Genomic DNA, 21,845 nt, shown 5'->3' on the forward strand with positions numbered 1-21,845 from the left:
CTGCTAACTGCTAACTGCTAACTGCTAACTGCTAACTGCTAACTGCTCATCCCAATCATCTTCAAAAATTCATCTTCCGTTTTTATTCCAATTCCTAATTTTTCTACTTTTTCAAATTTGCTTGGTCCCACTTTTTCTCCTGCTAAAAGAAAACTTGTTTTCTTCGATATAGAACTTACATTTTTTCCTCCGTGCAGTTCAATCATTTCCTTTAATTCATCGCGGGAGTATTTTGAAAAGCTTCCGGATATAACAATGGATAAACCTTCAAGTGTATTGCTCGCACTCTCATTTTCCACAATTTCAGTCTCCAATTGCAAGCCAAATTCTTTTAACTGGGCAATTAAATTCTTATGGTATTCATTGGCAAAGTATTCTACTATACTTTCAGCAATTTTTACTCCAATTTCGTCTACTTGAATCAATTCTTCAAGCGTCGATTCTGCTAATCTGTCGATAGAAGGTATCGCTTTTGCCAATTTCTTCGCTACTGTAATGCCAACATACCGAATGCCCAAAGCATACAAAACCCTTTCGTAAGGAATATTTTTTGAATTTGTAATGCTTGTCAATATTCTCTCTGCAGATTTATCACCCATGCGCTCTAAAGGAATCATATCCTCTTTAGTCAATCGGTACAAACCTGTAACATCACGAATTAGATTCTTTTGAAAAAGCAGGTCGATGGTTTCTTCGCCCAATCCGTCCAAATCCATAGCACGACGGCTGATGAAATGTTCAATTTTCCCTTTAATCTGGGGCGGACAGCCCATATCATTCGGACAATAATGATTCGCTTCGCCTTCTTTACGTACCAAAGGAGTGCCACATTCAGGGCATTCTTCAATGTATTGAATTGCTTGTGCTTCCGCAGATCTTTCAGTCAGTTCTATACCAACAATTTTTGGAATAATTTCGCCGCCTTTTTCCACATAAACAGTATCGTTTTCGTGCAGATCTAAATTTTGAATGATATCAGCATTGTGCAGTGATGCTCTTTTTACTGTTGTGCCGGCCAATTGCACTGGCGTTAAATTGGCTACCGGAGTAATCGATCCGGTTCTGCCTACTTGATAAGTCACTTTTTCCAGTTTGGTAGATACCCGTTCTGCTTTGTATTTATAGGAAATTGCCCAACGAGGCGATTTTGCAGTAAAACCTAGTTCTTCCTGCATATCCAGCGAATTCACTTTTATTACAATTCCATCTACAGGAACCGGCAACGAGTTGCGTTTTTCGTCCCATTCTTTAATGAATGCAATTACTTCGTCGATATTTTTACAAAGCGCTGTGTTGTCAGGAATTTTAAACCCCCAGTTTTTAGCGGCCAATAAATTGTCGTAATGGTTTCTGCTTGGAATTTCCTTGCCCAACAAATAATAAAGGTAGCAATCCAACTTTCGCTTTGCAACTACCGATGAGTTTTGCATTTTCAATGTTCCCGAAGCTGCATTTCTAGGATTCGCAAACGGCGCTTCTCCAATATCCCCGCGTTCCTCGTTCAAGCCATTAAAAACAGTAAAAGGCATTAATATTTCGCCTCGTATTTCAAATTCTTCAGGATATCCATCACCACTTAATTGCAAAGGTACCGATCTGATTGTTTTCACATTAGCCGTAACATCATCACCTTTTACACCATCGCCACGGGTTACTGCCTGAACCAGTTTTCCATTTTTGTAGGTTAAAGAAATTGATGTGCCGTCGTATTTCATTTCGCATACGTATTCAACATCACCATCAATCAACTTTTTAATACGGTTTTCGAAATCGCGGATTTCTTCCTCCGAATAGGTATTGCCTAACGAAAGCATCGGGTATTTGTGCTCTACCTGATTAAATTCCAGATTGATGTCGCTGCCAACTCGTTGGGTTGGCGAATTGGGATCATAAAATTCAGGATATTGATTTTCCAAAGTCATCAACTCTTTCAAGAGTATATCAAAGTCGTAATCGCTGATGCTTGGCTGCGATAAAACGTAGTAATTGTGATTGTATGTATGTAATTGCCCGCGCAATTCTGCAATGCGAGCTTTTGCTTCTGCCTGATTCATAGTTGTAAAAGTCTATCGTTGTGTGAATAGATGAGCTGTGTTTTTTATAACAAGCCCTGAATGGTAAAAATAGTAAACCTTGAGGTGATTTCAATGATTTTTGAGATCGAAAACTGTAATTGATGAACTGTCTGATTATGAGTTGTAAAGTACAGCCATATGGAAAGCAATTACAGGTAGGAAGAGGTGGTGTCGACGAATCTTTAACTTTGAATAACAGATGTTCTGACTTCGCTGGACATGACGTTCCCAAGTGATATCGGAGATCATTTTCATTTCGCACCATTTACCGATTCTTGAGCACACTTAACCGATTTCAAGAATTAAAAGCTATTATATTGCATTACTTTAGTTTTAGAAATAAAGGATACACTAATCTTAAACAACAATATCATGGATGAAAATAAAAAAAATAAAAGTCTGTTTGTTGGGCTTGGGTTAATAATAGTTGGAATCGTAATTATTTTGGAACGGCTCAATTATCAGTCTGATTTTATCGAAACCTATTTGTATCGGTGGGAATCCGTTTTAATTTTAATTGGCGTACTGCAGATTTTGGTTCGTCGGAGATTTTTTGGAGGTCTGATGGCTATAGCTGTCGGAGGATACTTCCTTATGGATGATTTGTATTTTCTACCACAAAATTGGGAGATATGGTTTTTTCCTGTACTACTTATTTTAGGAGGCATTGCGTTTATTTTTTCTCCTGATTCACCATATTGTTGTAAAAATAAATAAATTCATATCATAAAATATATCATCATGAGATCACAACATAAATCAAACCCAAACAACCGTGCAATATTCGGTATTTTCTTAATTCTATTTGGATGCTTATTGGTTCTTAAAAATCTGGATTTTATTCCCTATGACTTAAGGCATGTTATCTTTTCGTGGCCAATGTTACTGTTTGGTTTAGGGGCACTTTTCTTTTTTGGTAAAGATGATAAAACTACAGGAATTGTTCTAATGGCAGTGGGAGGGGTGTTTTTAATGCCTATTGTATTCGATTGGAGCTTTAACTGGCGAGGCTTATTTTGGCCTGTAATGCTAATTGTAATAGGAGTTGTGGTTATCCGAAAACGAAACGGATGTGATGTTAGCAAGCGATCGGCGGTAGGATCAGATTCTGATTATATCGATGAGCTAAATATATTTGGCGGTGGTGAAAAAGTAATTAACACCAAAAATTTTAGAGGTGGAAAAGTTACCTGTGTTTTTGGAGGAACAGAATTAAATCTCACCAATGCCGATCTGGCCGAAGGCACAAACATAATTGACGTATTTACAATGTTTGGTGGTTGTGTTCTGGTTGTTCCATCCGATTGGGAGGTTAAGGTTGAAGTCTCTGCTATTTTAGGCGGTGTTTCCGACAAACGAATACCAACCACTAATTATATAGTTGAACCTAAAAAGGAACTAATCATTAAAGGATTTGTCGCTCTGGGTGGTTGTGAAATTAAATCATATAAATAATTTTAAATGCAGCATCCTCTTCTGAAAAATCGTTTTGCCATTCCAATTTATATAGCAGCCTGGGTATTTTTTGCGATGCTGTTATTTATGATTGGATGGTATTTCGAGGGAAGGACTATTTATGATTCTGCCGTAAATGCCTTTAGCTTTTCATTTCCATTATTGATATTAGGTGCATGTATTTGGTTTATTGTTATGTATACCAGTATCGAAAGTCTGGGGTTTTTCCATTTTTTTTTACATCATTTAACTGCTGGTTTAATTGTGGTGGGAATCTGGATATCGTCCGCATATCAATTACGAACTATGTGGTTTGGCACCACCAGTGAAGGTTTCGATTATCTTATTCCTGTGCATTGGCAGATTTTTATGGCCTTTGGGATGTACGATTATATTGTAATTGTGTATTATTTAGTAATGTATTATCGTAATTTTCAAGATAAATTGGTTCGTGAATCTGAGCTAAAAGAGTTAGTGAAAGAGGCAGAATTAACAGCATTAAAATCTCAAATTAATCCGCATTTTCTTTTTAATAGTTTAAATTCGGTAAGTTCTTTAACTTTATCAAAGCCAGAGTTATCCAGAGAGATGCTTGTTAAATTGTCAACCTACCTTCGTTATTCTCTGGCTCAGAATTTAAAAGAGTTAAATAATTTGAGTAACGAATTGAGTAATATTCGTTTGTATATGGAAATTGAGAAAGTTCGTTTTGGTGATCGTCTGCAGCTTCATTTTGATCTTTCACCCGACTGCGGGAAACTAAAAATTCCCAATCTAATTTTACAGCCATTATACGAAAATGCGATTAAATTCGGAGTGCATGAAAGCCTTGAGCCTGTTTGTGTACTAACAAAGTGTCGTTTTGAGAATGATATTTTAAAAATTAATATCAGTAATAATTTTGATCCGGATTCGGTTCCTGCAAAGGGAAATGGTATTGGTTTACAAAATATACAGGAACGCCTGCATTTAATTTATGGCCGTGCTGATTTGATGCGAGTTGTTAAGAAAGAAGATCAATTTACTGTTTATCTGGAATTTCCACAAAGTTTATAAGATATGGAAGCAATAAAAGCAATAATTATTGATGATGAATCATTGGCCAGAGATTTGGTTCGCTCTTATTTGGGAGCTTGTCAGGATATTGAAATTTTAGGTGAGTATTCAGATGGATTTCAAGGCTTAAAAGCAATTAATGAGTTGGAGCCGGATTTGGTGTTTTTAGACGTTCAGATGCCTAAACTGACAGGTTTCGAAATGTTGGAATTACTCGATAAACCTTGCAATATTGTGTTTACAACAGCTTACAACGAATATGCAATCAGAGCATTCGAACACAATGCAATTGATTATCTGCTCAAACCATTCTCAAATGAACGTTTCCAGGATGCCGTGCGCAAGGTGAAGGATCGCATTTCAAATTCGGTGACGAGTGAAGATCAGATTGAGAAAATAAAAAATCATAACGATTCCTCGGATGAATTATTGACCCGGGTGGTGGTGAAATCAAGAAATAAAATTGACGTAATTGCAATTGACAAAATAAAATATTTTGAGGCTCAGGACGATTATGTGATGATTTATACCAATGAGGGAAGGTATCTGAAGCAAAAGACAATGAAATATTTTGAAAGTCATTTAAGCCCGAAAGAGTTTTGTCGAATACATCGAACTTATTTGGTGAAGATTGATCAGATAGCTCAATTGCAGCCTTACGAGAAGGATCATTGGATTGTAATTTTAAAAACCGGGGAAAGTTTAAACGTCAGTCGAAATGGATTTAAGCAATTAAAACTGCAGTTGGAAATTTAATCATTGATCTGTTTTTATATGGTAAGCATCATTTTTTCACGAAAAGATGCTTTTTTTATGTCAAAAGCCATATGTTTTTTTAGGGCTTCTTTTGTTAAGTGTGTTTTATACTAAATTGTGCTGAGTTTTTGTTGTTTTAGTCGAATGACCAGTGTTAATAAGGTTTTTAGTGTGAGTACATGTAAACTGATGACAAACTGATTGTTTCTGTTTGTGAATTGGCGGAAAAGTTTTTTGATTTTTAATTGATTCGTAACATAAATTTTCTACTTTTGTGCAACCTGTTACTATATACACTAACTAATTTACACACTACTAATGAGTCTAAAACTTGATTGCAGAAATGGATTATTGCCGGTCCTTCTGTTTTTTTTAAGCCCCGCTGTGCATTCCTATGCTCAGGATTCTACAAAAGCTGTAACAAATTCATATTTGAATGGTGTAGTTGTCGATAATGAACATCAAAAGCCTCTTGAGTATGCCACAGTATCAATTTATTCCTTACCTGATTCTTTATTGGTTAAGGGAACTATCACAAATAGAAAAGGGGAGTTTGAATTAGCTGGATTAGAGAGCTTAAACTGCTATTACAGAGTTGAATATCTTGGATTTGAGAGCTATAGCAGTAAGCCAATTCTTTTAAAAGAAAATGAAAAGCTATTTTTGTCTAAACCACTTACTTTACGTGCCAATACTCAAAGGATAACGGAAGTGGAAGTTACCGGGAATCGTGATTTTGCCAGAATCGAATTGGACAAAACAGTTTACAATGTGTCAAAATCACCTGTTTCAGATGGAGGTACTATAAATGAAGTTTTAGCAACAATTCCTAAATTAAATGTTACAGCCAATGGCGGAATACAATTACGGGGAAGTTCTGATGTGAAAATATTAATCGATGGGAAACTGAGTGGATTACTTGGAATGAGTCCCGGAGATGTATTGAGTAATATGCCGGCAGCAGATGTTGACCGTGTAGAAGTAATTACAAGTCCTTCCGCAAAATATGATGCTTCAGGTTCAGCTGGGATTGTAAACATTATTATGAAGAAGGATAGAGCCAAGGGGTTTAATGGAAATGCTTCCGCCACCATTGGTACGATCAACAAGCATTCGGGTCGGACTGCACTTAATTTACGAACCGGAAAACTCAATTTGTCAGGATCATACAGCTATCGAAACGATTGGTCTGGCAGAGATTATGAATTATCACGATTTACAGAAATAGACAATAATGTTGAGATGTTGAATAGCCGTGCCGATGTCGATTTAGGCGATAGAAGTCACATTGGACAATTGGGCATGGATTATTTAATAAATGATAAGAACACCGTGAGTTTTTCTGTTACCAATCGAAATGTGAAGCAAAATCGGAATGGAATCTATAACTATTCACGAAATTTAATTACCAGTAGTACTTTTTCAAATGAAACATCCCGTGAAAGTGCTGTTGATATTGATTTGAATTCCTGGGTGTACAACGCCTCTTATATTCGTAAGTTTGATAGAAAAGGACAGGAATTTTCTTTTGATGCAAGCTATACAAGGAATAAAGCAGAAAATTACGGAAATTATACTGATGAAGTAGAAGGGAATACCAGTGACTTTTTCAATTCTAACCGCGAGGAAGCAATTATTCAAATGGATTACAAACAGCCTTTAGGTGAAGTGGGTTCGATAGAAACCGGATATTTGTACCGAACGAATGAGATAAAGTACAATGAGCCTATCGATTTATCTACTGCGTTTAATTATAAAGAGAGCATTCATGGTTTGTATTTTCAATTTAGTGGAGAGAAAGGAGATTTCGGATATCAGTTTGGTTTGCGGTCTGAGTATTCGGATATTGAGACGAATAAAGCGTATAATGACGATTATTTAGATTTTTTCCCCAGCGTACATCTTTCCTATAAATTATCCGACAATAAGCAGGTATTGCTGACTTATTCTAAAATGGTTTATCGTCCTGATTCCAGAATGTTGAATCCATTTCAAAATCTTCAAGATCCGGAAAATCAGAGATTGGGTTCTAAAGAATTGGGAGCCTATTATACGCATATGCCGGAGTTAACTTTTGTTTACAAAAGAGATAAGATAACCTATACTACAAATTTGTATTATCAGTACAAGGATAATATCATAAGACAGTATCGTTCTGTTAATGAAAGCAATGTGGCGATTGTGACTTATGAGAATGTTGGAAATCTACAATATGCAGGTGTTGATTTTAATATATCTACAAAATTTAACAAATGGTGGAGTGTTAATTCCTACTTGTCCGGAATCTATCAAAAGTATACACCCTCTGCTAAAGTGAGTTTTTCTACCAATGACGATTTTGGTTTTTTTGGAAAGCTAACTTCAACTATGCGAATACCTAAGTGGTTCAATTTTCAAACAACTTTGCGTTATGACTCTGATATGCCTGTTGTTCAAGGAAATTACGATCAATCCTTTCAAGTAGATTTCGCTTTTGGTAAGAGAATAATGAAAGGCAAAGCAAGTATATCTTTATGGATTTACGATGTTTTAAATAGCAGTAAGTATAATGTAAATACTTCAGGAGATCGTTTTACTCAAAGAATGAAGTACAATTTTGAAAATAGGGTGGCAAATTTGACCTTCCGATATAATTTTGGTAAAAAGTACAATGTGTTAAAAACTAAAAAAAGAGGAAGTGGAGTCCAGCACTCAGAGAAAGATATCTAACAATATTAGCAGGTAAAAAAAAACCTCGTTCGTTGAACGAGGTTTTTTTTTGTATTCATTGTTTTCCTTAATTGATGATGATTTTTTTGCTCAGTAGATTATTGCTTGTTTGGATATTGAGTAAGTAAACACCTTTTGAAAATGAATGAACATCAATGATGTGCTTTGTGTCGCTTATTTGTTTCTGGTAAATAATAGATCCTTTTAGATTGATTATTCGCAATTGAGTTGGTCGATTATTTGGCAAATCAATACGTAAAAATGTGCTTACGGGATTTGGGTAAACAGCAAGTGCAAAATCTTCTTTTGTAAAATCATCAACAGCAGTAACAGGAGTGATATTAATAGTCACTTTTGTCTTAATTGAGTGGCCACTATCGTCGAAAGCGCGGTATGTGAAAAAATCTTCACCACTGTAGCCAGTATCAGGAATGTATTCAAAGGATCCATCTTCCGAAAGGAAAACAAAGCCGTTTTCGCAGAATTCTGATAGTTCAGAATAGAATGTATTGCCGTCAAAATCAAAATCATTGGCCAAGAGTCCATTTTCAGCTTCAACGACAAGATTTTCGCCCTGATTTGTGGAATAGCTATCAGTATATGCAATTGGTACATTATTAAATTCAATCAATCCATCTTTTACAACATAGTAAGATTGCTTTTTCACTTCTACATAGTTAGTTGGTACACCCCAGCTCCAAATGAATCTATTATTTCCTTCCAATAATACATCATTATGGAGAACGCTTAGGGCTATGCCATCAGAGATGGCTTCTTCTGTTTCAGGTGTGGCTCGGTCATCATTCATTACTTTTGCATTGGCAGGATCGGTAACCTGTAATAACGACCAGGGAAGATGAATGTCAATTGAATCATTTGAGATGATGACAGCATCCAAACTTGAAGGAGGTAATTCTGTTCTGCGGGTTTTTAAATTTCCAACGTATTGTATTTCATAGTTTTCGTCATTATTCTTCCAGCGAACCAGATTCCATGGAGCTCCATCTGTTGCAACAGAATGATAAAGCTGCTTGTCTTCTGAAACACCATGCCATAAACCAAATAAATCATAAGCCTGAGTTACAAATAATTCGGCAGAATAGTTGGTGATACGTAGGGCAAATTCCGCTTTGTTGGTAATCGTAGTTCCCGAAGGCAATATTGATTCGCCCAAGTTGGCATCATAGGTGTCAATTGCCATCCAAATGGTATCAATGTTCGAAAGCTCTTTTTCAAGCATCAAACGAATGTTGAAAAAATCATAGTCTGCAGAAGTAAGGATTTTTTTTATGGGTTTATTGGTGCCAAAATCTTCTAATTCGGTGTAGGTGGTTTCTGCCGGTCGAAATGCGATTAAACCAAAATTTTGTTCTGCAGCGGTAATATTGTGCCAAAGTATTCTTGCTTCAGGATTGAAATCAAAAGCATCGGTAATCCAGGTTCGTTTGAACCACTCATCTATCCATGAAAATTGTATTCCTCCTGCGCAACCTGCTTCCTCAATATTATCAAGAAGTCTTAGGAAATTGAGTCCTTGTTCAATTTCTGAACAACCACCATGATTCATTCCATTGGATGCATAATGTGCAATTCCCCAACTTGAAGGGGTTCCAATTTCGGCAATAAGAACCGGGAAATTTTTATAATGATTCTTGAGATCGCTGATATAACCCAAATAACTGTTCGGACCAAGGGGATCGGAGTATTGTTTATAGCCGTGATCTTCGCTAATAAAATCAGGATAATATGGGTATGCGTGAAAGCTGGCAAAATAACCGGCAGGTGCTCCCGATAAATCTAAGTTGGCTAAATCCAATGATTGCTTGTCTTCATCTGTTGTAGTTTCTGTTGGATGTGCTAAGGGATCCAAAGTAGGCCAGCTGGAAATACTAACAGGACGCTCCGTATTGTAATTGTTGCGTTCGTATCGTACAAGTTCATCCAGATGTGATACTGCCCAAACTTCGGATGGAGAGGCGCTTGCCAACTTAAAAGCAGTACCTGAAAATGAAGTTTGATCAGAATGTTTACTATTTGTTTCCTGAATTTCTGCCGGATGAATTTCTCTTCCAATAATATAAGACATAAGCCAAGGCGATACATCAACAGTATATAATCCATAGGCCTTCCCAAACCGGTGATCTATACTGTTATTTCCATGAATACAGTTAACCACGTCTTTAATTTCCTGATTGAATGCATCATTTAGCTGATACAAATCATTGGTGTACCCACTTAGTTCTTCCTCTAGCCAAACACCATGCATTATATACATCGGACTTGCCGGATTTGCATCGTTAAATTCTTTTAAAGCTTCGTAAAAACGAGGGTAATGAAGTGTGTAGACTCTAATACAGTTAAATCCAACATCATGAATATCCTCTATCCAGCGAGCATATTGATCTTTGCTTGCGGCCAGTTCACCTGGGAATGTTCCGGGAATTGAAACGCCAAGGTTAATTCCTTTAATAAAAAAAGGCACATAGTTTTCCCCATTCCAAACGGTAAAATTTTGTGTGTCTGTTGAAAATGGAACTTGAGTCCTGTTTGGATCAGTCTCCTCAGCATGAGAGCACTGTGGCGATAATGTAAAAAGGATTGTAAAAATACCGATTAGTATGGAAAAGTATTTAATTGGATTCATCATCAGGTTTTAAAATATTTATTGAAGATGCAAAATAAATTGATGAAATCCGATTTGTTGAATGAATGATCTGTGATTGACATGAATAAGTGTCTTAACTTATTCTGAATGTATGACTCTTTATTTTAAGGGATTAGCTATTGTTTGGTTTATCGTTTATTAGGAGGTGTAAGCCTGCTGTGATGTGCCAATTATTGAGTTGTTTGTTGTTGAAAGTAATAGGCTTTTATAGTTTGTTTTTTATATTGAATAGAGATTAATAAAGGGTTTTTTATTCTACCAAATAGTCAGAAGAGATAAGGTCCGAATTTAATTTATCCGTTTCAAGACTAACGTGAAACAGAGCATCTCCTTTATGCACCATAGGTGCAGTGTTTACACAAAACACATAACAATCAAACGGAGCAAGCACTTTTTTTTCATATCCTCCGTAAGGATCTGTTATTTCGCCCAAAATTTGTTTTTTAACGACCCAACTTCCATTAGCAACCCGTAATTGAAACATACCCGAATTGGAAGCTCTTAACCATTGAGCTTTAGGAATCACAACTGGTGTCTGCTTTAATTGCAAATCTCCATTCTGTAATCCTAAATATTTCATCACGTTCACTGCGCCTTCTACACCGCAGCTAATAACATCTTCATCCAGATCATTCGATTTTCCACCTTCAAAGAGCAGAATTGTTTTTCCCAGATTGCGAATGGTGTCGCGAACAGATTTGGAAATGTAATCGGAATTCAAAATAAACGGAGCATTAAAAACCTGTGCAAGTTTCAATGTTTTTTTTTCCTTAATTACGCATCGAATTTGAGGGAAATTTGACCTGTCAGCACCGCCCGAATGAAAATCGATCACATAATCAACTTTGGGTGCAATTTCTTTCGTAAAACGATATGCAAATTGACTGGCAAGAGAACCATTTAAAAAACCAGGGAACATTCTGTTCAAATCTCTGCCGTCAGGAAATTCTCTGCGGAGATTTAAGAATCCAAATACATTAAAAACGGGAATGCAGATAATCATTCCCCTTTTTGGTTTGTTGTATTTTTTTCGAATGATATTTCGAACAATGGCAACTCCATTAACTTCATCACCGTGCACACCACCCATTAAAAGCAAGGTAGGACCATCTTTTTTCGCACGTTCCACAATTACGGGAACCTTAATGGTATTTCGGGTATGCAATTTTGCAACTTCCAATTCTAAGAAAGCACGCTCACCTTTCTGAATTTCTTTGCCTAGTATGGTATACTTATCAATCAACATTCCTTTCAATGAATCTAATTATTTGTTTTGCGATGTCCTTTTTGGTTGCTATCTCGATACCTTCCAAACCTGGCGATGAATTTACCTCCAAAACCAAAGGTCCGCTTGCTGATTGCAGCATGTCCACACCAGCAATTCCTAATCCCATTGCCTTTGCTGCTTTTATTGCCGTGTTTTCCTCTTCATCAGTCAATTCAATAATTGTTGCAGAACCTCCCCTGTGAAGGTTAGATCGAAATTCACCTTTTAATGCTTGCCGTTTCATAGCTCCAACCACTCTTCCATCAACAACAAAAGCTCTAATATCAGCACCTTTCGATTCTTTAATAAACTCTTGAGCAATCACACGGGCTTTTAGTCCGTTAAATGCCTCAATAACTGAAGTTGCAGCATTTGGAGTTTCGGCTAAAACAACACCTAATCCTTGAGTTCCTTCCAGAAGTTTAAGTACAAGTGGTGTGCCTCCAACCGATTGAATTACATGATTAACATCTTTTGTGTAGTTGGTAAAAACGGTGCGGGGTAAGCCTACACCTGCGCGTGAAAGAACCTGTAAGCTTCTTAATTTATCCCGCGATTTTATTAAAGCTTCAGAACCAACAGCTGTAAATGTTTTCATCATTTCAAATTGGCGGACTACTGTTGAACCGTAAAAAGTAACAGAGGCACCAATTCTTGGAATTATTGCGTCAACATCCATCAAGTATGCGCCATCATAGAAGATCTTAGGTTTCTTTTTTTCAATTTCAATAATGCATTTTAAATGATCCACAACAAGTACTTCATGGCCTCTTTTTTCTGCTGCTTCAACTAATCTTTTGGTAGAATATAATTTAGGATTTCTTGATAAAATAACAATTTTCATAATATGTAATTAACATTTATTGGATGGACTTTAAATTTTCTATTGCTGATTTTTTTGTTTCAATTTGAAAGAAATATTGCGTTTTGAAGTATCAACAATAAATTTTCCATTTAAAAGTTTTCTTCCGATTAGTATCGGATATCTCATTTCGCTGCGTTCGCTTAAAGAAAGCTCAATAAGGAACTCCTTATCAAATAATATAATAATTGTTTCAATTACAAAACGGGTTTCTGATTTCCCAAAAGAATTTTTAACTCTTTTTTTCTTGTAATTTTTAACAGTGAATTCTTTTTCGTTATAATCGGGATGGGAGGGATCCAAAAGTTTGAATTTTAAATGTCTTTCATTTCCAACCTGACACTCTTCAATTTGATGACAATGAATAGAAGACGTATACGCTCCGGTATCAACTTTTAAATCAATATTTGATAAGTGCAGATCCGGAAAATCAGCCCTGTCAATTTTCCCAATGATTATTTTCATGTAATTGTAATTTCTTTATTTTTCTCGTTGAGAAGCAATTTAAAATTTTCCAATGTAGGAAATTAATTTTAAACGCTTGTTTCCCCTTTTATATCTACTTTATGCCAACTTGTAATGGAAATGATGCAATAGTACGATCATTTCCTGAAAGGAGAATCAATACAAACTTGTATTCATTTTTTCATTTATACTTTTAATTCAGGCAAAACCATGAAAACAGCAATATGAGAGCAATTTGCAATTAGATTTCTTTTTTCAGATTCACATCTAATTGATTAAAAGGGATAGTTATATTGTTCTCAATAAATTTTTTATTAATAATTAAACGGATATCACTTTTCACCTTGCCTATTCTAAAGATGTTTTTGCTGAAAAATAGCAATTCAAAATCCAATGAGGAGGCGCCAAAATTTACAAGCCGGGCTTCAATAGATTGTCTTTCGTAAATATCGGGATGTTCAAAAGCACTTTCTTCTAAGGTTTTTAATATTAAATCAACATCAGAGCCGTAGGCTACTCCCACAGGAATCCGGAAGCGGGTTTTTTTAGATTGATGACTCCAATTAATCACTTTGTTTGTAGTAATTAGCGAGTTGGGAATAATAATCGAAATTTCATCTCTGTCTAAACCTTTTGAGGTTCGCAATCCAATGCTCTGAATTTTAATTATATCTCCATCAATTTCCAATATATCATTAATTTTTATCGATCGCTCCGAGAGGAGGATGATTCCTGATATCATATCGTTAAAGGTTTGCTGTAAACCTAAACCTACACCAACCAGTAAGGCAGCCGAGCCGGCAATAAGCACAGTTACTTTTATATGTATGGCTTCAAGCATTAAACCAATCGACATGATCCAAACCACATATTTTATGATCTGGAACAGGGCATATGTATTGCCTTCGTCTGTTTTAACAAATTTGTGCTTACGAAAAAGGGTTTTTTTAATTAAATAAAGACATATTTTAGTTAGTATATAAATCAGTAAGATACTAAGCAAAGTAAATATTGTGATTTTATAATTGTCAATGCTAAAGAGTTGATACTTTAATATCTTATCAATTGATGCAAACATATTTGGTTTTATCTTGAAGGTTATTTTATTGAAGAGTTTAATTTCGGAAATAAATTTCGCAAAAGAACTATTATTTTTTTATAATCTGCAAAAGTTTCATGAATATTAATAATAAATAAATATTGTGCTTGTAACTGAGGCAAAAAGTCAAAAAGGATTCATCTGAGAATACGAAGAATACAAATTGTTAACATGTTTTTTTTGTTCGCTTTACCCTTCATTAGCTTGCGTTTACCGATTTTTAACCTTTTTTTATATATAAAATTGAGTGCAAGCGAGCATTATTGATACTTTTGCATCTCGAAATAAGTTTATGGATAAGAATAGTAAGAATGTTCAGGAGTTGGAGAGTGCAAGTATCAAAAGCTTGCTTTGGAAGTATTTCTTACCAGCTTTTACCGGGGTGGTTATTAACTCATTGTACAATGTAGTCGACCGGATTTTTATTGGTCAAGGTGTTGGTGCAATTGCGTTATCAGGTCTGAGTGCAGTGTTTCCAATCATGTTAATCATGATGGCATTTGGCATGCTAATCGGGATTGGTGCAGGCGTTCGAATATCTATCAATCTGGGAAAGAAAGATTTGGGCAGAGCAGAATGGGTTTTGGGAAATTCATTTGTTCTCATGATTATCGTTTCAGTTATTATTACTGTAATCGGATTTTTAATAAAGGATCCATTACTCAGGATTTTTGGAGTTGGAGATGATACCATGTTCGTTGCCAACGAATATCTAAATATTATTCTTTACGGGGCGGTTTTTAGTGTTGTAGGCTTTTCTTTAAACAATTTGATCCGTTCCGAAGGAAACGCCAAAATAGCGATGTACTCCATGCTGATTAGTGCCGGCACAAACATCATTCTCGATCCCATCTTTATTTTTGTTTTGGATATGGGCGTTGCAGGAGCTGCCTATGCTACGATTATTTCGCAATTGATCTTATGCATCTGGGTAATCAGGCATTTCAGAAGCGAAAAATCAGTCATAAAACTTCGGTTCTCAAATTTTAAATTGAACCGGGAGATTGTTTTTTACATTTTAACCATAGGTTTTGCTCCATTTTCGATGCAATTGGCCGGAAGTTTTGTTCAGGCATTATATAATGTGCAGTTGGTAGAGTACAGCAACGATATTGCTATAGCAGCAATGGGTGTAATTAACTCTGTTGCCATGCTGATTGTAATGACTGTGGTGGCTCTAAATATGGCGGCGCAACCTATTTTTGGCTTCAATTATGGGGCGCAAAATTACGCCAGAGTTAAAGAATGTCTGATATTGTGCATTAAAGCAGCAACAGGAATTGTGATTGTTGGTTTTCTTGGGGTTCAGTTATTCCCCGAATTAATTGTTAAGGCTTTCAATAATTCCAGTGCAGAATTACTGGATATGGGGTCTTACGGTTTACGGATTATATTGATTGCGTTACCGGTGGTTGGTTTTCAGGTTGTTGTTGGGAATTATTTTCAGTCGATAGGAAAAGCCGGCATTTCGGCTGTACTTACATTAATGCGTCAGGTTATTTTATTAATCCCAATTCTCTTTATTCTTCCTACTTTTCTTGGTTTGGATGGTGTTTGGTTTGCCGGTCCCATATCCGATATTGGTGCAGCCATTGTGGCGGGAGCTTTCCTGATAAGAGAATTACGAAAGTTAAATCGGGAAATTGACTTCAATAATAAATTGTACTAGGCTAATTTTTAATACGTTTTAGTATACAAATGCAGAGTGTTGTGTATTCTAAATAAGTCTCCGATGTATCTTTTTTAGATTTCGATTCCCCGATTTTTTGTAATTTGATGTTTGTATTAAACTGACGGGATCAATGAGGGGCTTCAGGACAATCATATTATTTCTATTTCTTATTCAATCTTCTTATCAGGTTTATTCGCAGGTAAATGCGAACAGGCCAAGAGTAGAATTGGGGAAGGAAAGATTCGATTGGCTAAAGTCGAATATTTCGGGTGGAGATAGCGGCAGTACCTACAATACATTTATAAATAGCTACAATAACAATTGGATTACAGATTCCGATCACTACTTAGCTGGTTCAAATTCAGCTCAGTGGACTTATAATTGGACGAATGGTGATTCCTATATGCTATCTAAAATGACTGCTTTTTTACTGCAGTTAGGGACTGATAATTTGGCTCAGGCGAGGTGTGAATTTATTATTGAGAAATACATTACTTATATCGATGGAATTAATTTCGACAATTATTCAGGAGATACTCAAGAGAATTTGCTTCGCGAAAATTGTGAGTTTGGCGCTATTCTTCTCGATTGGACTTACGATTATATTCCTGTAACGCAGCGGCAAAATTTATCCGTTTCCTTCTATCGGGTTCTGGAGTATTTCATGAACAACTATATTTTAACAGGTTCAGGAAATAGTTATGTAACCAGTCACAACATAAACAATTGTATCATGACAATGCGTGCAGCTATTGCACTGCATGGAGCCGATGGCCTTTCTTCTTCGCAATTGTCTCAAGTAAATTCCTGGTATCAAACTTTGCTTGGAAAGTGGGAAAATGGCATTTTACCGGCTTTTGCACACTTTCGTGATGATGATGGCGGATGGAATTGGGGTGCGGCCTACGGAATGATAAATTTACCGAATCAATACCAGTTCTTCGACGATATGAAGTACGGAACCGATCGGGACTATTATAAAACCCAGCCTTGGATTCGTGAGTCGGTCAATCAGTATTGGTATTTTTTTCGTCCGAATAATTATTGCATTCATCTGGGTGACGCCATTGTAAAATTGGATCAGGCAAATCGTGCAATGTATCGTCATGCAGCAGAATATCAAGATGCCCGAAGTCAGTATCTGGTTCAGGTTTTTAATCAATCACAATATCTAAACAATTCAATATTGGTTTTTATTAAACTGATGTACAAGGATTTTACAGCTTCTTACGTACCGCATCCACAGCCGCCACTCAATTATTGGGCCGATAAAACCGGATTGTCGGTGAGCCGTACTTCCTGGAACGAAGATGCAGCAATGCTATGGTTTTACAATGCTCCTGCTAAACGGGCTGATCATGAGCACCGGGATAACAACACATTTACCATTATAAAAGACAAACCTTTGATTTTGGATGCCGGGTTTTACGATTCGTTTGGCACTTCTCATTATAATAATTACTACACGCGGACCATAGCGCACAATTCCATTTGTGTTTACGATGGAACAGAAAGTTATCGAAACCTTGGGCGAAGTGTTTCCAATGACGGAGGGCAAATAGAATCGGATAGATTGGAAAATTTAGATGATGTTTTTTCTGTTCAGCACAGAAGAGGGAAATGGATTCGTTATGTTTCAGGTGCCGATTTTTCCTATCAGGTGGCTGATGCAGCAGATTCTTATCAGGCAAACAAATTGGATCGTTTTGAACGTCGGTTGTTGTTTCATAAGCCCGACCGTGTAATTGTTTTGGATCATGTTCATTTATTAAATACAAGTTCCAGAGTGCGAAAAGCCAAGTACATCAATCACTTTGTAAATAAACCGGATATCAGCGGAAGCGTTACGAATACAAAGGTTGCAAATCATATCATCACCTATAACGGGAAAGATTATAAAGCCGCAAATGGCAAGGGGAGTGTTGCGGTTCGAACCTTATTGCCGGCAGTTAGTGCAACAACTTTAATAGGTGGCAGCGGATATGAATATTGGGTGGATGGAACCAATTATCCGCCAAACCGAAATGTTAATTTGGATGATGAACACCCTGGATTCTGGCGAATTGAAGTGGAACCAATTGCAGTGAAGGAGAACACCGTTTTTTTGCATACGATTAAGATTGGGGACAATTTGAATCCGGCAGTTGCAGGAGGAACACTTTATTCTAACGAAAGCACTATTGGTGTTGATTGGGAGAATCATCTATACCTCTTAAATGCTCAGGGAGATACGGCATCTGTGTCTTATTCTGTTCAAGACATTGTTGGTGATCGGACAATTAAAATATTTGCGCTCGATTTAATAAGTAAAACATCTTTTGGAATATTTGTAGATGATGTTTTAGAGCGCTCAGGAGACACGAATTCGGATGGAATTCTTCAGGCTACAGTGGATTTGCCAGGTGGAAATCACACAATACTTGTGCGAGACACTCTTGCCACAGATCCCAATCCGGGTACCGATCCTGATCCCGACCCAACACCCGAAGAACCGGGAGAAGAAGATTTGGGCGCAGTGAAAGTTTTTCCCAATCCCAATAAGGGAGAATTTACCATTGTGATTGAAGACGATACGGTTACAGAGTTTCAAGTGGAAATTTTCGATTCGGAGGGGCGGAAGCTTTCTCAGCACCAAAAGACGAGCAACCGAACAGATATGGATTTGAGTGGTTTATCGGCAGGGATCTTTTTTTTAGTCATTCATTTTTTGGATAGAACGGTGAAGAAGAAGATTGTAGTGATTTAAAATATTTAGAACCCTTTAAATGGGTTCAACAAAAAATTCAAATGTTTCTTTATTGCATCCGTCTTTCTAATCATGATATTTCCTTATCTTTAGACTTCTAAAAAAAACCACATTCATGATCAAACGAAACATTGTACTAATTGCTTCAATTTTGATGATTGCAGCATGTCAAAACTCTAAACCCAAAACTTCTGTGAAGCAAAATACATACTCCTTCTTTCTGGGAACCTACACCGATGGTGATTCCAAAGGAATTTACAAGTTGAAAATGGAAGCAGATGGTCATTTAAAAATGATTGGTTTGGTTGCTGAAACAGCCAATCCTTCGTTTTTGGCTTTTGCGAATAATCAAAAAACACTTTTGTCTATCAACGAATTGGTGAAAGATAATAACATGGGAAGTGTTGAATCTTACCAGACAGGTGATTCGTTAAAATTGATTAGTTGTAAGCCGAGCGGAGGAGCGCATCCTTGCTTTGTTACTGCAAATGATGCTGGTGTAGTACTAACTGCCAACTACACAGGAGGTAATGTTGGATACTTACAAGTTGATGAGAATGGAGAATTGTCTGATCTTTTGGATGTGCAGCAACACACCGGTTCAGGAACGGTTGCAAATCGTCAGGATCAGCCACATGCCCATAGTGTTTGGTTTCAGCCCAATTCAAATCATATTATTGCAGTCGATTTGGGAACCAACGAGTTGTGGATTTCAAGCATCGATACTGTCAGCAATCAATTTGTGCCGGCAAATCAGGCAAAAGTTTCTTTGGTTGACGGGGCAGGACCAAGGCATTTGGCTTTTCACCCCAATGGAAAAATATTTTATGTGATTAATGAGCTTGACAATACCATTACTGGTTTTTCAATTTCAGATAATGAAGAAGTTAGTATGATTGGGAATGTAAGTACTTTGCCAGCCGATTTCGATGGAGTAAGCAATACTGCCGATATACATATTTCAAAGGACGGTAAATTTTTATACGGATCGAACCGTGGGCACAACAGCATTGTTATTTTCGAAGTACAGGAAAACGGAGCTTTAAAATTGGTTGGACATGAATCCACACGTGGCGATCATCCCCGTAATTTCAGCTTATCGCCCGACGATAAATTTCTGCTGGTTGCCAACAAAAATACCAACAATATTGTGAGTTTTAAAAGAGATTCTGTAACCGGAAAGCTAACTTTCGTTGATGAAATAAAAGCGCCCAGTCCGGTTTGTATTCTATTTCAGCAATAGCTCCGGCAAAAAATAAGTTAAAACTTGAACTTTTTTGGGGCGAAATAGTAGGCTGTTTAGAATATTAGCTTGTATTCAGGAATGCCTTTACTATTTTGTCGTGATTGCCCGCCCGATTTGCTGAGAGTCATTCCGAAGTGGGGGATTGCCCGCCCGATTTGCTGAGAGTCATTCCGAAATGGGGGATTGCCCGCCCGATTTGCTGAGAGTTATTCCGAAGTGGGGGACTGCCCGCCCGATTTGCAGAGAATTATTCCCAGGTGGTGTATTGCCCGCCCAAAATGGGGAAGCTTCGCCCGTCAATAAATATGGCTAATTCTAAGAAACCTCACCCAAAAAAGTTGAGACATGAAGTTTTTTAAAACTGAATTTCCAGCTTTAAATAACAACACGTTTAAACTCAACTAACATCAGCAAATCCGATTTTTGCAGATCGGGATAGAAAGTCAGCAAAGCGTACCATAGTTCATCTTTCGATTTGAAGCCGTCTTTGTGTGCCTCTTCCAAACTCATTTCATCAAAGCTTTTGTACGAAACAGAGGTGATTTCAATGGGAATTGATTTTCCATGATCAAAAATTGCCGTTCCAGTACCTAATTCGGGACATGCTTCATCGATTCGGGCTGTTTGTGTTTTACTTCCTTTAAGAACAGGAATGTAAAAATCTTCGTGAAAGTGAATTTGAGACATGGATTTAATTGTTGTCGTTTTTGTAAATCAAATAATTCTGAAATTAAAGTGTCTGGATCTTATTCAAAAACTCTTTTACTCTCTCAAAAATCAAATTCTGAATATCCGGATAGGTCAATTCTCTGGGTAGATTTTTGAAAAGCTTGACTTCTGCAATTTCCAATTCGGGTAATTTACCCAATTGCTGAATGTTGGCAAAGAAGATTCTACCTGATTTTATTTCTCCCTGCCAATCGCAGGAATAATCGCATACCGCACGCAAACTAAAATGAGTAGCACCTGTTTCTTCATACAATTCTCTTTTTGCCGCAGCTAAGGCCGATTCATCTTTTTCAATATGTCCGGCAGGCATTTCCCAGGTTTCCCTCAAGCGATGGCGCACAAATACCCATTTGTTCTGATATTGAGAACAGACAATAGAATACTTCAATTTTTCCGATGCAATGCTAAAAGGGGGGTGAAACTCTACAATTGGTTTATTCATGTGTGTTTAAACTGAAAGTGTATTGTTTAATTTAAAAGTCCAAACAAAGTAAGTAATGTTTTTAATCTTTTATTAATAAGTTAAAATTATTCTGAAGTAGATTTTCCTTTGTACATTTCGCTGAATGGTCCTTCAATAGGCTCCCACAGTTCTACTTTATTGCCTTCCGGGTCGAGTATCCATCCAAATTTACCGTATTCAAATTCCTGAATCTCACCAACAATTTCAACGCCTTCTTCTTTCAAAACCTTAAGCAGTTCAACCAGATTTTCAACACGGTAATTGAACATGAAATCTTTTTTCGAAGGCTCAAAATATTCTGTTTTTTCTTCGAAAGGACTCCAGATTGTATAAGCGGTTTCTTCTGGCTTGCTGGTTTTTCGCCATTCGAACATGCCGCCGTATTCGTCAGGACACTGAATGCCCAGGTGTTTGTTGTACCATTCTCTGCTTGCCTTTGGGTCTTTCGATTTGAAAAAGATTCCCCCGATTCCTGTTACTCGTTTTTTCATAGAGTGATATATAATTGATTTAAAATTGTACGAGTATTAAATATAGTAAAAATCTCTGGACAAAGATGTTGTTAAATTGGCATTGGAAA

General features: G+C 36.8%; 17 protein-coding genes. 8 read left to right on the plus strand and 9 right to left on the minus strand.

The features are described from left to right. Window positions 1-38 precede the first annotated feature (38 nt). Window positions 39-2,054 (minus strand): NAD-dependent DNA ligase LigA, encoded by a 2,016-nt coding sequence (ligA, locus tag GQR60_RS02515; RefSeq protein WP_124991417.1) that lies wholly within the window; start codon window positions 2,052-2,054, stop codon window positions 39-41. Window positions 2,055-2,447: 393 nt separating this feature from the next. On the opposite strand from ligA, the gene GQR60_RS02520 reads away from it, so the two are divergent. The 5 genes from GQR60_RS02520 to GQR60_RS02540 all read left to right on the plus strand — a co-directional run bounded on the left by GQR60_RS02520 (window position 2,448) and on the right by GQR60_RS02540 (window position 8,051). Beyond that, window positions 2,448-2,792, plus strand: a complete 345-nt coding sequence (locus tag GQR60_RS02520; RefSeq protein ID WP_124991418.1) for a LiaF transmembrane domain-containing protein — start codon at window positions 2,448-2,450, stop codon at window positions 2,790-2,792. Window positions 2,793-2,816: 24 nt separating this feature from the next. After that, complete coding sequence (locus GQR60_RS02525; RefSeq protein WP_124991419.1) at window positions 2,817-3,530, plus strand: LiaF transmembrane domain-containing protein; 714 nt, start codon at window positions 2,817-2,819, stop codon at window positions 3,528-3,530. Window positions 3,531-3,536: 6 nt separating this feature from the next. Continuing rightward, on the plus strand, window positions 3,537-4,586 hold the full coding sequence (locus tag GQR60_RS02530) for a sensor histidine kinase (protein WP_124991420.1): 1,050 nt from the start codon (window positions 3,537-3,539) through the stop codon (window positions 4,584-4,586). Between the two features lie 3 nt (window positions 4,587-4,589). Further along, window positions 4,590-5,342: a LytR/AlgR family response regulator transcription factor gene (locus tag GQR60_RS02535; RefSeq protein ID WP_124991421.1), complete on the plus strand. Its 753-nt coding sequence runs from the start codon at window positions 4,590-4,592 to the stop codon at window positions 5,340-5,342. 318 nt (window positions 5,343-5,660) lie between these two features. Then, complete coding sequence (locus GQR60_RS02540) at window positions 5,661-8,051, plus strand: outer membrane beta-barrel family protein (RefSeq protein WP_124991422.1); 2,391 nt, start codon at window positions 5,661-5,663, stop codon at window positions 8,049-8,051. 67 nt (window positions 8,052-8,118) lie between these two features. On the opposite strand, the gene GQR60_RS02545 is transcribed toward GQR60_RS02540, so the two are convergent. The 5 genes from GQR60_RS02545 to GQR60_RS02565 all read right to left on the minus strand — a co-directional run bounded on the left by GQR60_RS02545 (window position 8,119) and on the right by GQR60_RS02565 (window position 14,388). Continuing rightward, the gene (locus GQR60_RS02545) at window positions 8,119-10,695 is read right to left on the minus strand and encodes a T9SS type A sorting domain-containing protein (protein WP_160463396.1); all 2,577 of its coding nucleotides are present in this window, start codon (window positions 10,693-10,695) and stop codon (window positions 8,119-8,121) included. A gap of 271 nt (window positions 10,696-10,966) precedes the next feature. After that, entirely contained in the window at window positions 10,967-11,962 is a 996-nt protein-coding gene (locus GQR60_RS02550; protein ID WP_124991424.1) for a succinylglutamate desuccinylase/aspartoacylase family protein, read from the minus strand. Further along, window positions 11,952-12,827 (minus strand): 30S ribosomal protein S6--L-glutamate ligase, encoded by an 876-nt coding sequence (rimK, locus tag GQR60_RS02555; protein WP_124991425.1) that lies wholly within the window; start codon window positions 12,825-12,827, stop codon window positions 11,952-11,954. Before rimK ends, GQR60_RS02550 begins: the two co-directional genes overlap by 11 nt. Before the next feature lie 39 nt (window positions 12,828-12,866). Next, window positions 12,867-13,310: an ATP-dependent zinc protease family protein gene (locus tag GQR60_RS02560; protein WP_124991426.1), complete on the minus strand. Its 444-nt coding sequence runs from the start codon at window positions 13,308-13,310 to the stop codon at window positions 12,867-12,869. A 241-nt stretch (window positions 13,311-13,551) separates the two neighbouring features. Then, a complete protein-coding gene (locus GQR60_RS02565; protein ID WP_124991427.1) occupies window positions 13,552-14,388 on the minus strand; it encodes a mechanosensitive ion channel family protein in 837 nt (278 codons plus the stop codon). Between the two features lie 313 nt (window positions 14,389-14,701). Here GQR60_RS02565 and GQR60_RS02570 point away from each other — a divergent pair, with 313 nt between their 5' ends. The 3 genes from GQR60_RS02570 to GQR60_RS02580 all read left to right on the plus strand — a co-directional run bounded on the left by GQR60_RS02570 (window position 14,702) and on the right by GQR60_RS02580 (window position 20,070). After that, window positions 14,702-16,078: an MATE family efflux transporter gene (locus GQR60_RS02570; RefSeq protein ID WP_124991428.1), complete on the plus strand. Its 1,377-nt coding sequence runs from the start codon at window positions 14,702-14,704 to the stop codon at window positions 16,076-16,078. Between the two features lie 133 nt (window positions 16,079-16,211). Next, window positions 16,212-18,827, plus strand: coding sequence for a T9SS type A sorting domain-containing protein (locus tag GQR60_RS02575; protein ID WP_124991429.1), 2,616 nt, complete (start codon window positions 16,212-16,214; stop codon window positions 18,825-18,827). A gap of 115 nt (window positions 18,828-18,942) precedes the next feature. Continuing rightward, window positions 18,943-20,070 carry a lactonase family protein gene (locus tag GQR60_RS02580; protein WP_225441316.1) on the plus strand — a complete coding sequence of 376 codons (1,128 nt, stop codon included), beginning with the start codon at window positions 18,943-18,945 and terminating at the stop codon, window positions 20,068-20,070. Window positions 20,071-20,448: 378 nt separating this feature from the next. On the opposite strand, the gene GQR60_RS02585 is transcribed toward GQR60_RS02580, so the two are convergent. The 3 genes from GQR60_RS02585 to GQR60_RS02595 form a co-directional block, all read right to left on the minus strand. Continuing rightward, window positions 20,449-20,760, minus strand: coding sequence for an ASCH domain-containing protein (locus GQR60_RS02585; RefSeq protein ID WP_124991430.1), 312 nt, complete (start codon window positions 20,758-20,760; stop codon window positions 20,449-20,451). A gap of 43 nt (window positions 20,761-20,803) precedes the next feature. Next, window positions 20,804-21,244 (minus strand): NUDIX hydrolase, encoded by a 441-nt coding sequence (locus GQR60_RS02590; RefSeq protein WP_124991431.1) that lies wholly within the window; start codon window positions 21,242-21,244, stop codon window positions 20,804-20,806. 86 nt (window positions 21,245-21,330) lie between these two features. After that, window positions 21,331-21,756 (minus strand): VOC family protein, encoded by a 426-nt coding sequence (locus GQR60_RS02595; RefSeq protein ID WP_124991432.1) that lies wholly within the window; start codon window positions 21,754-21,756, stop codon window positions 21,331-21,333. Window positions 21,757-21,845 lie beyond the last annotated feature (89 nt).

The sequence above is a fragment of the Labilibaculum euxinicum genome (assembly GCF_009795715.1).
Taxonomy (GTDB): domain Bacteria; phylum Bacteroidota; class Bacteroidia; order Bacteroidales; family Marinifilaceae; genus Labilibaculum; species Labilibaculum euxinus.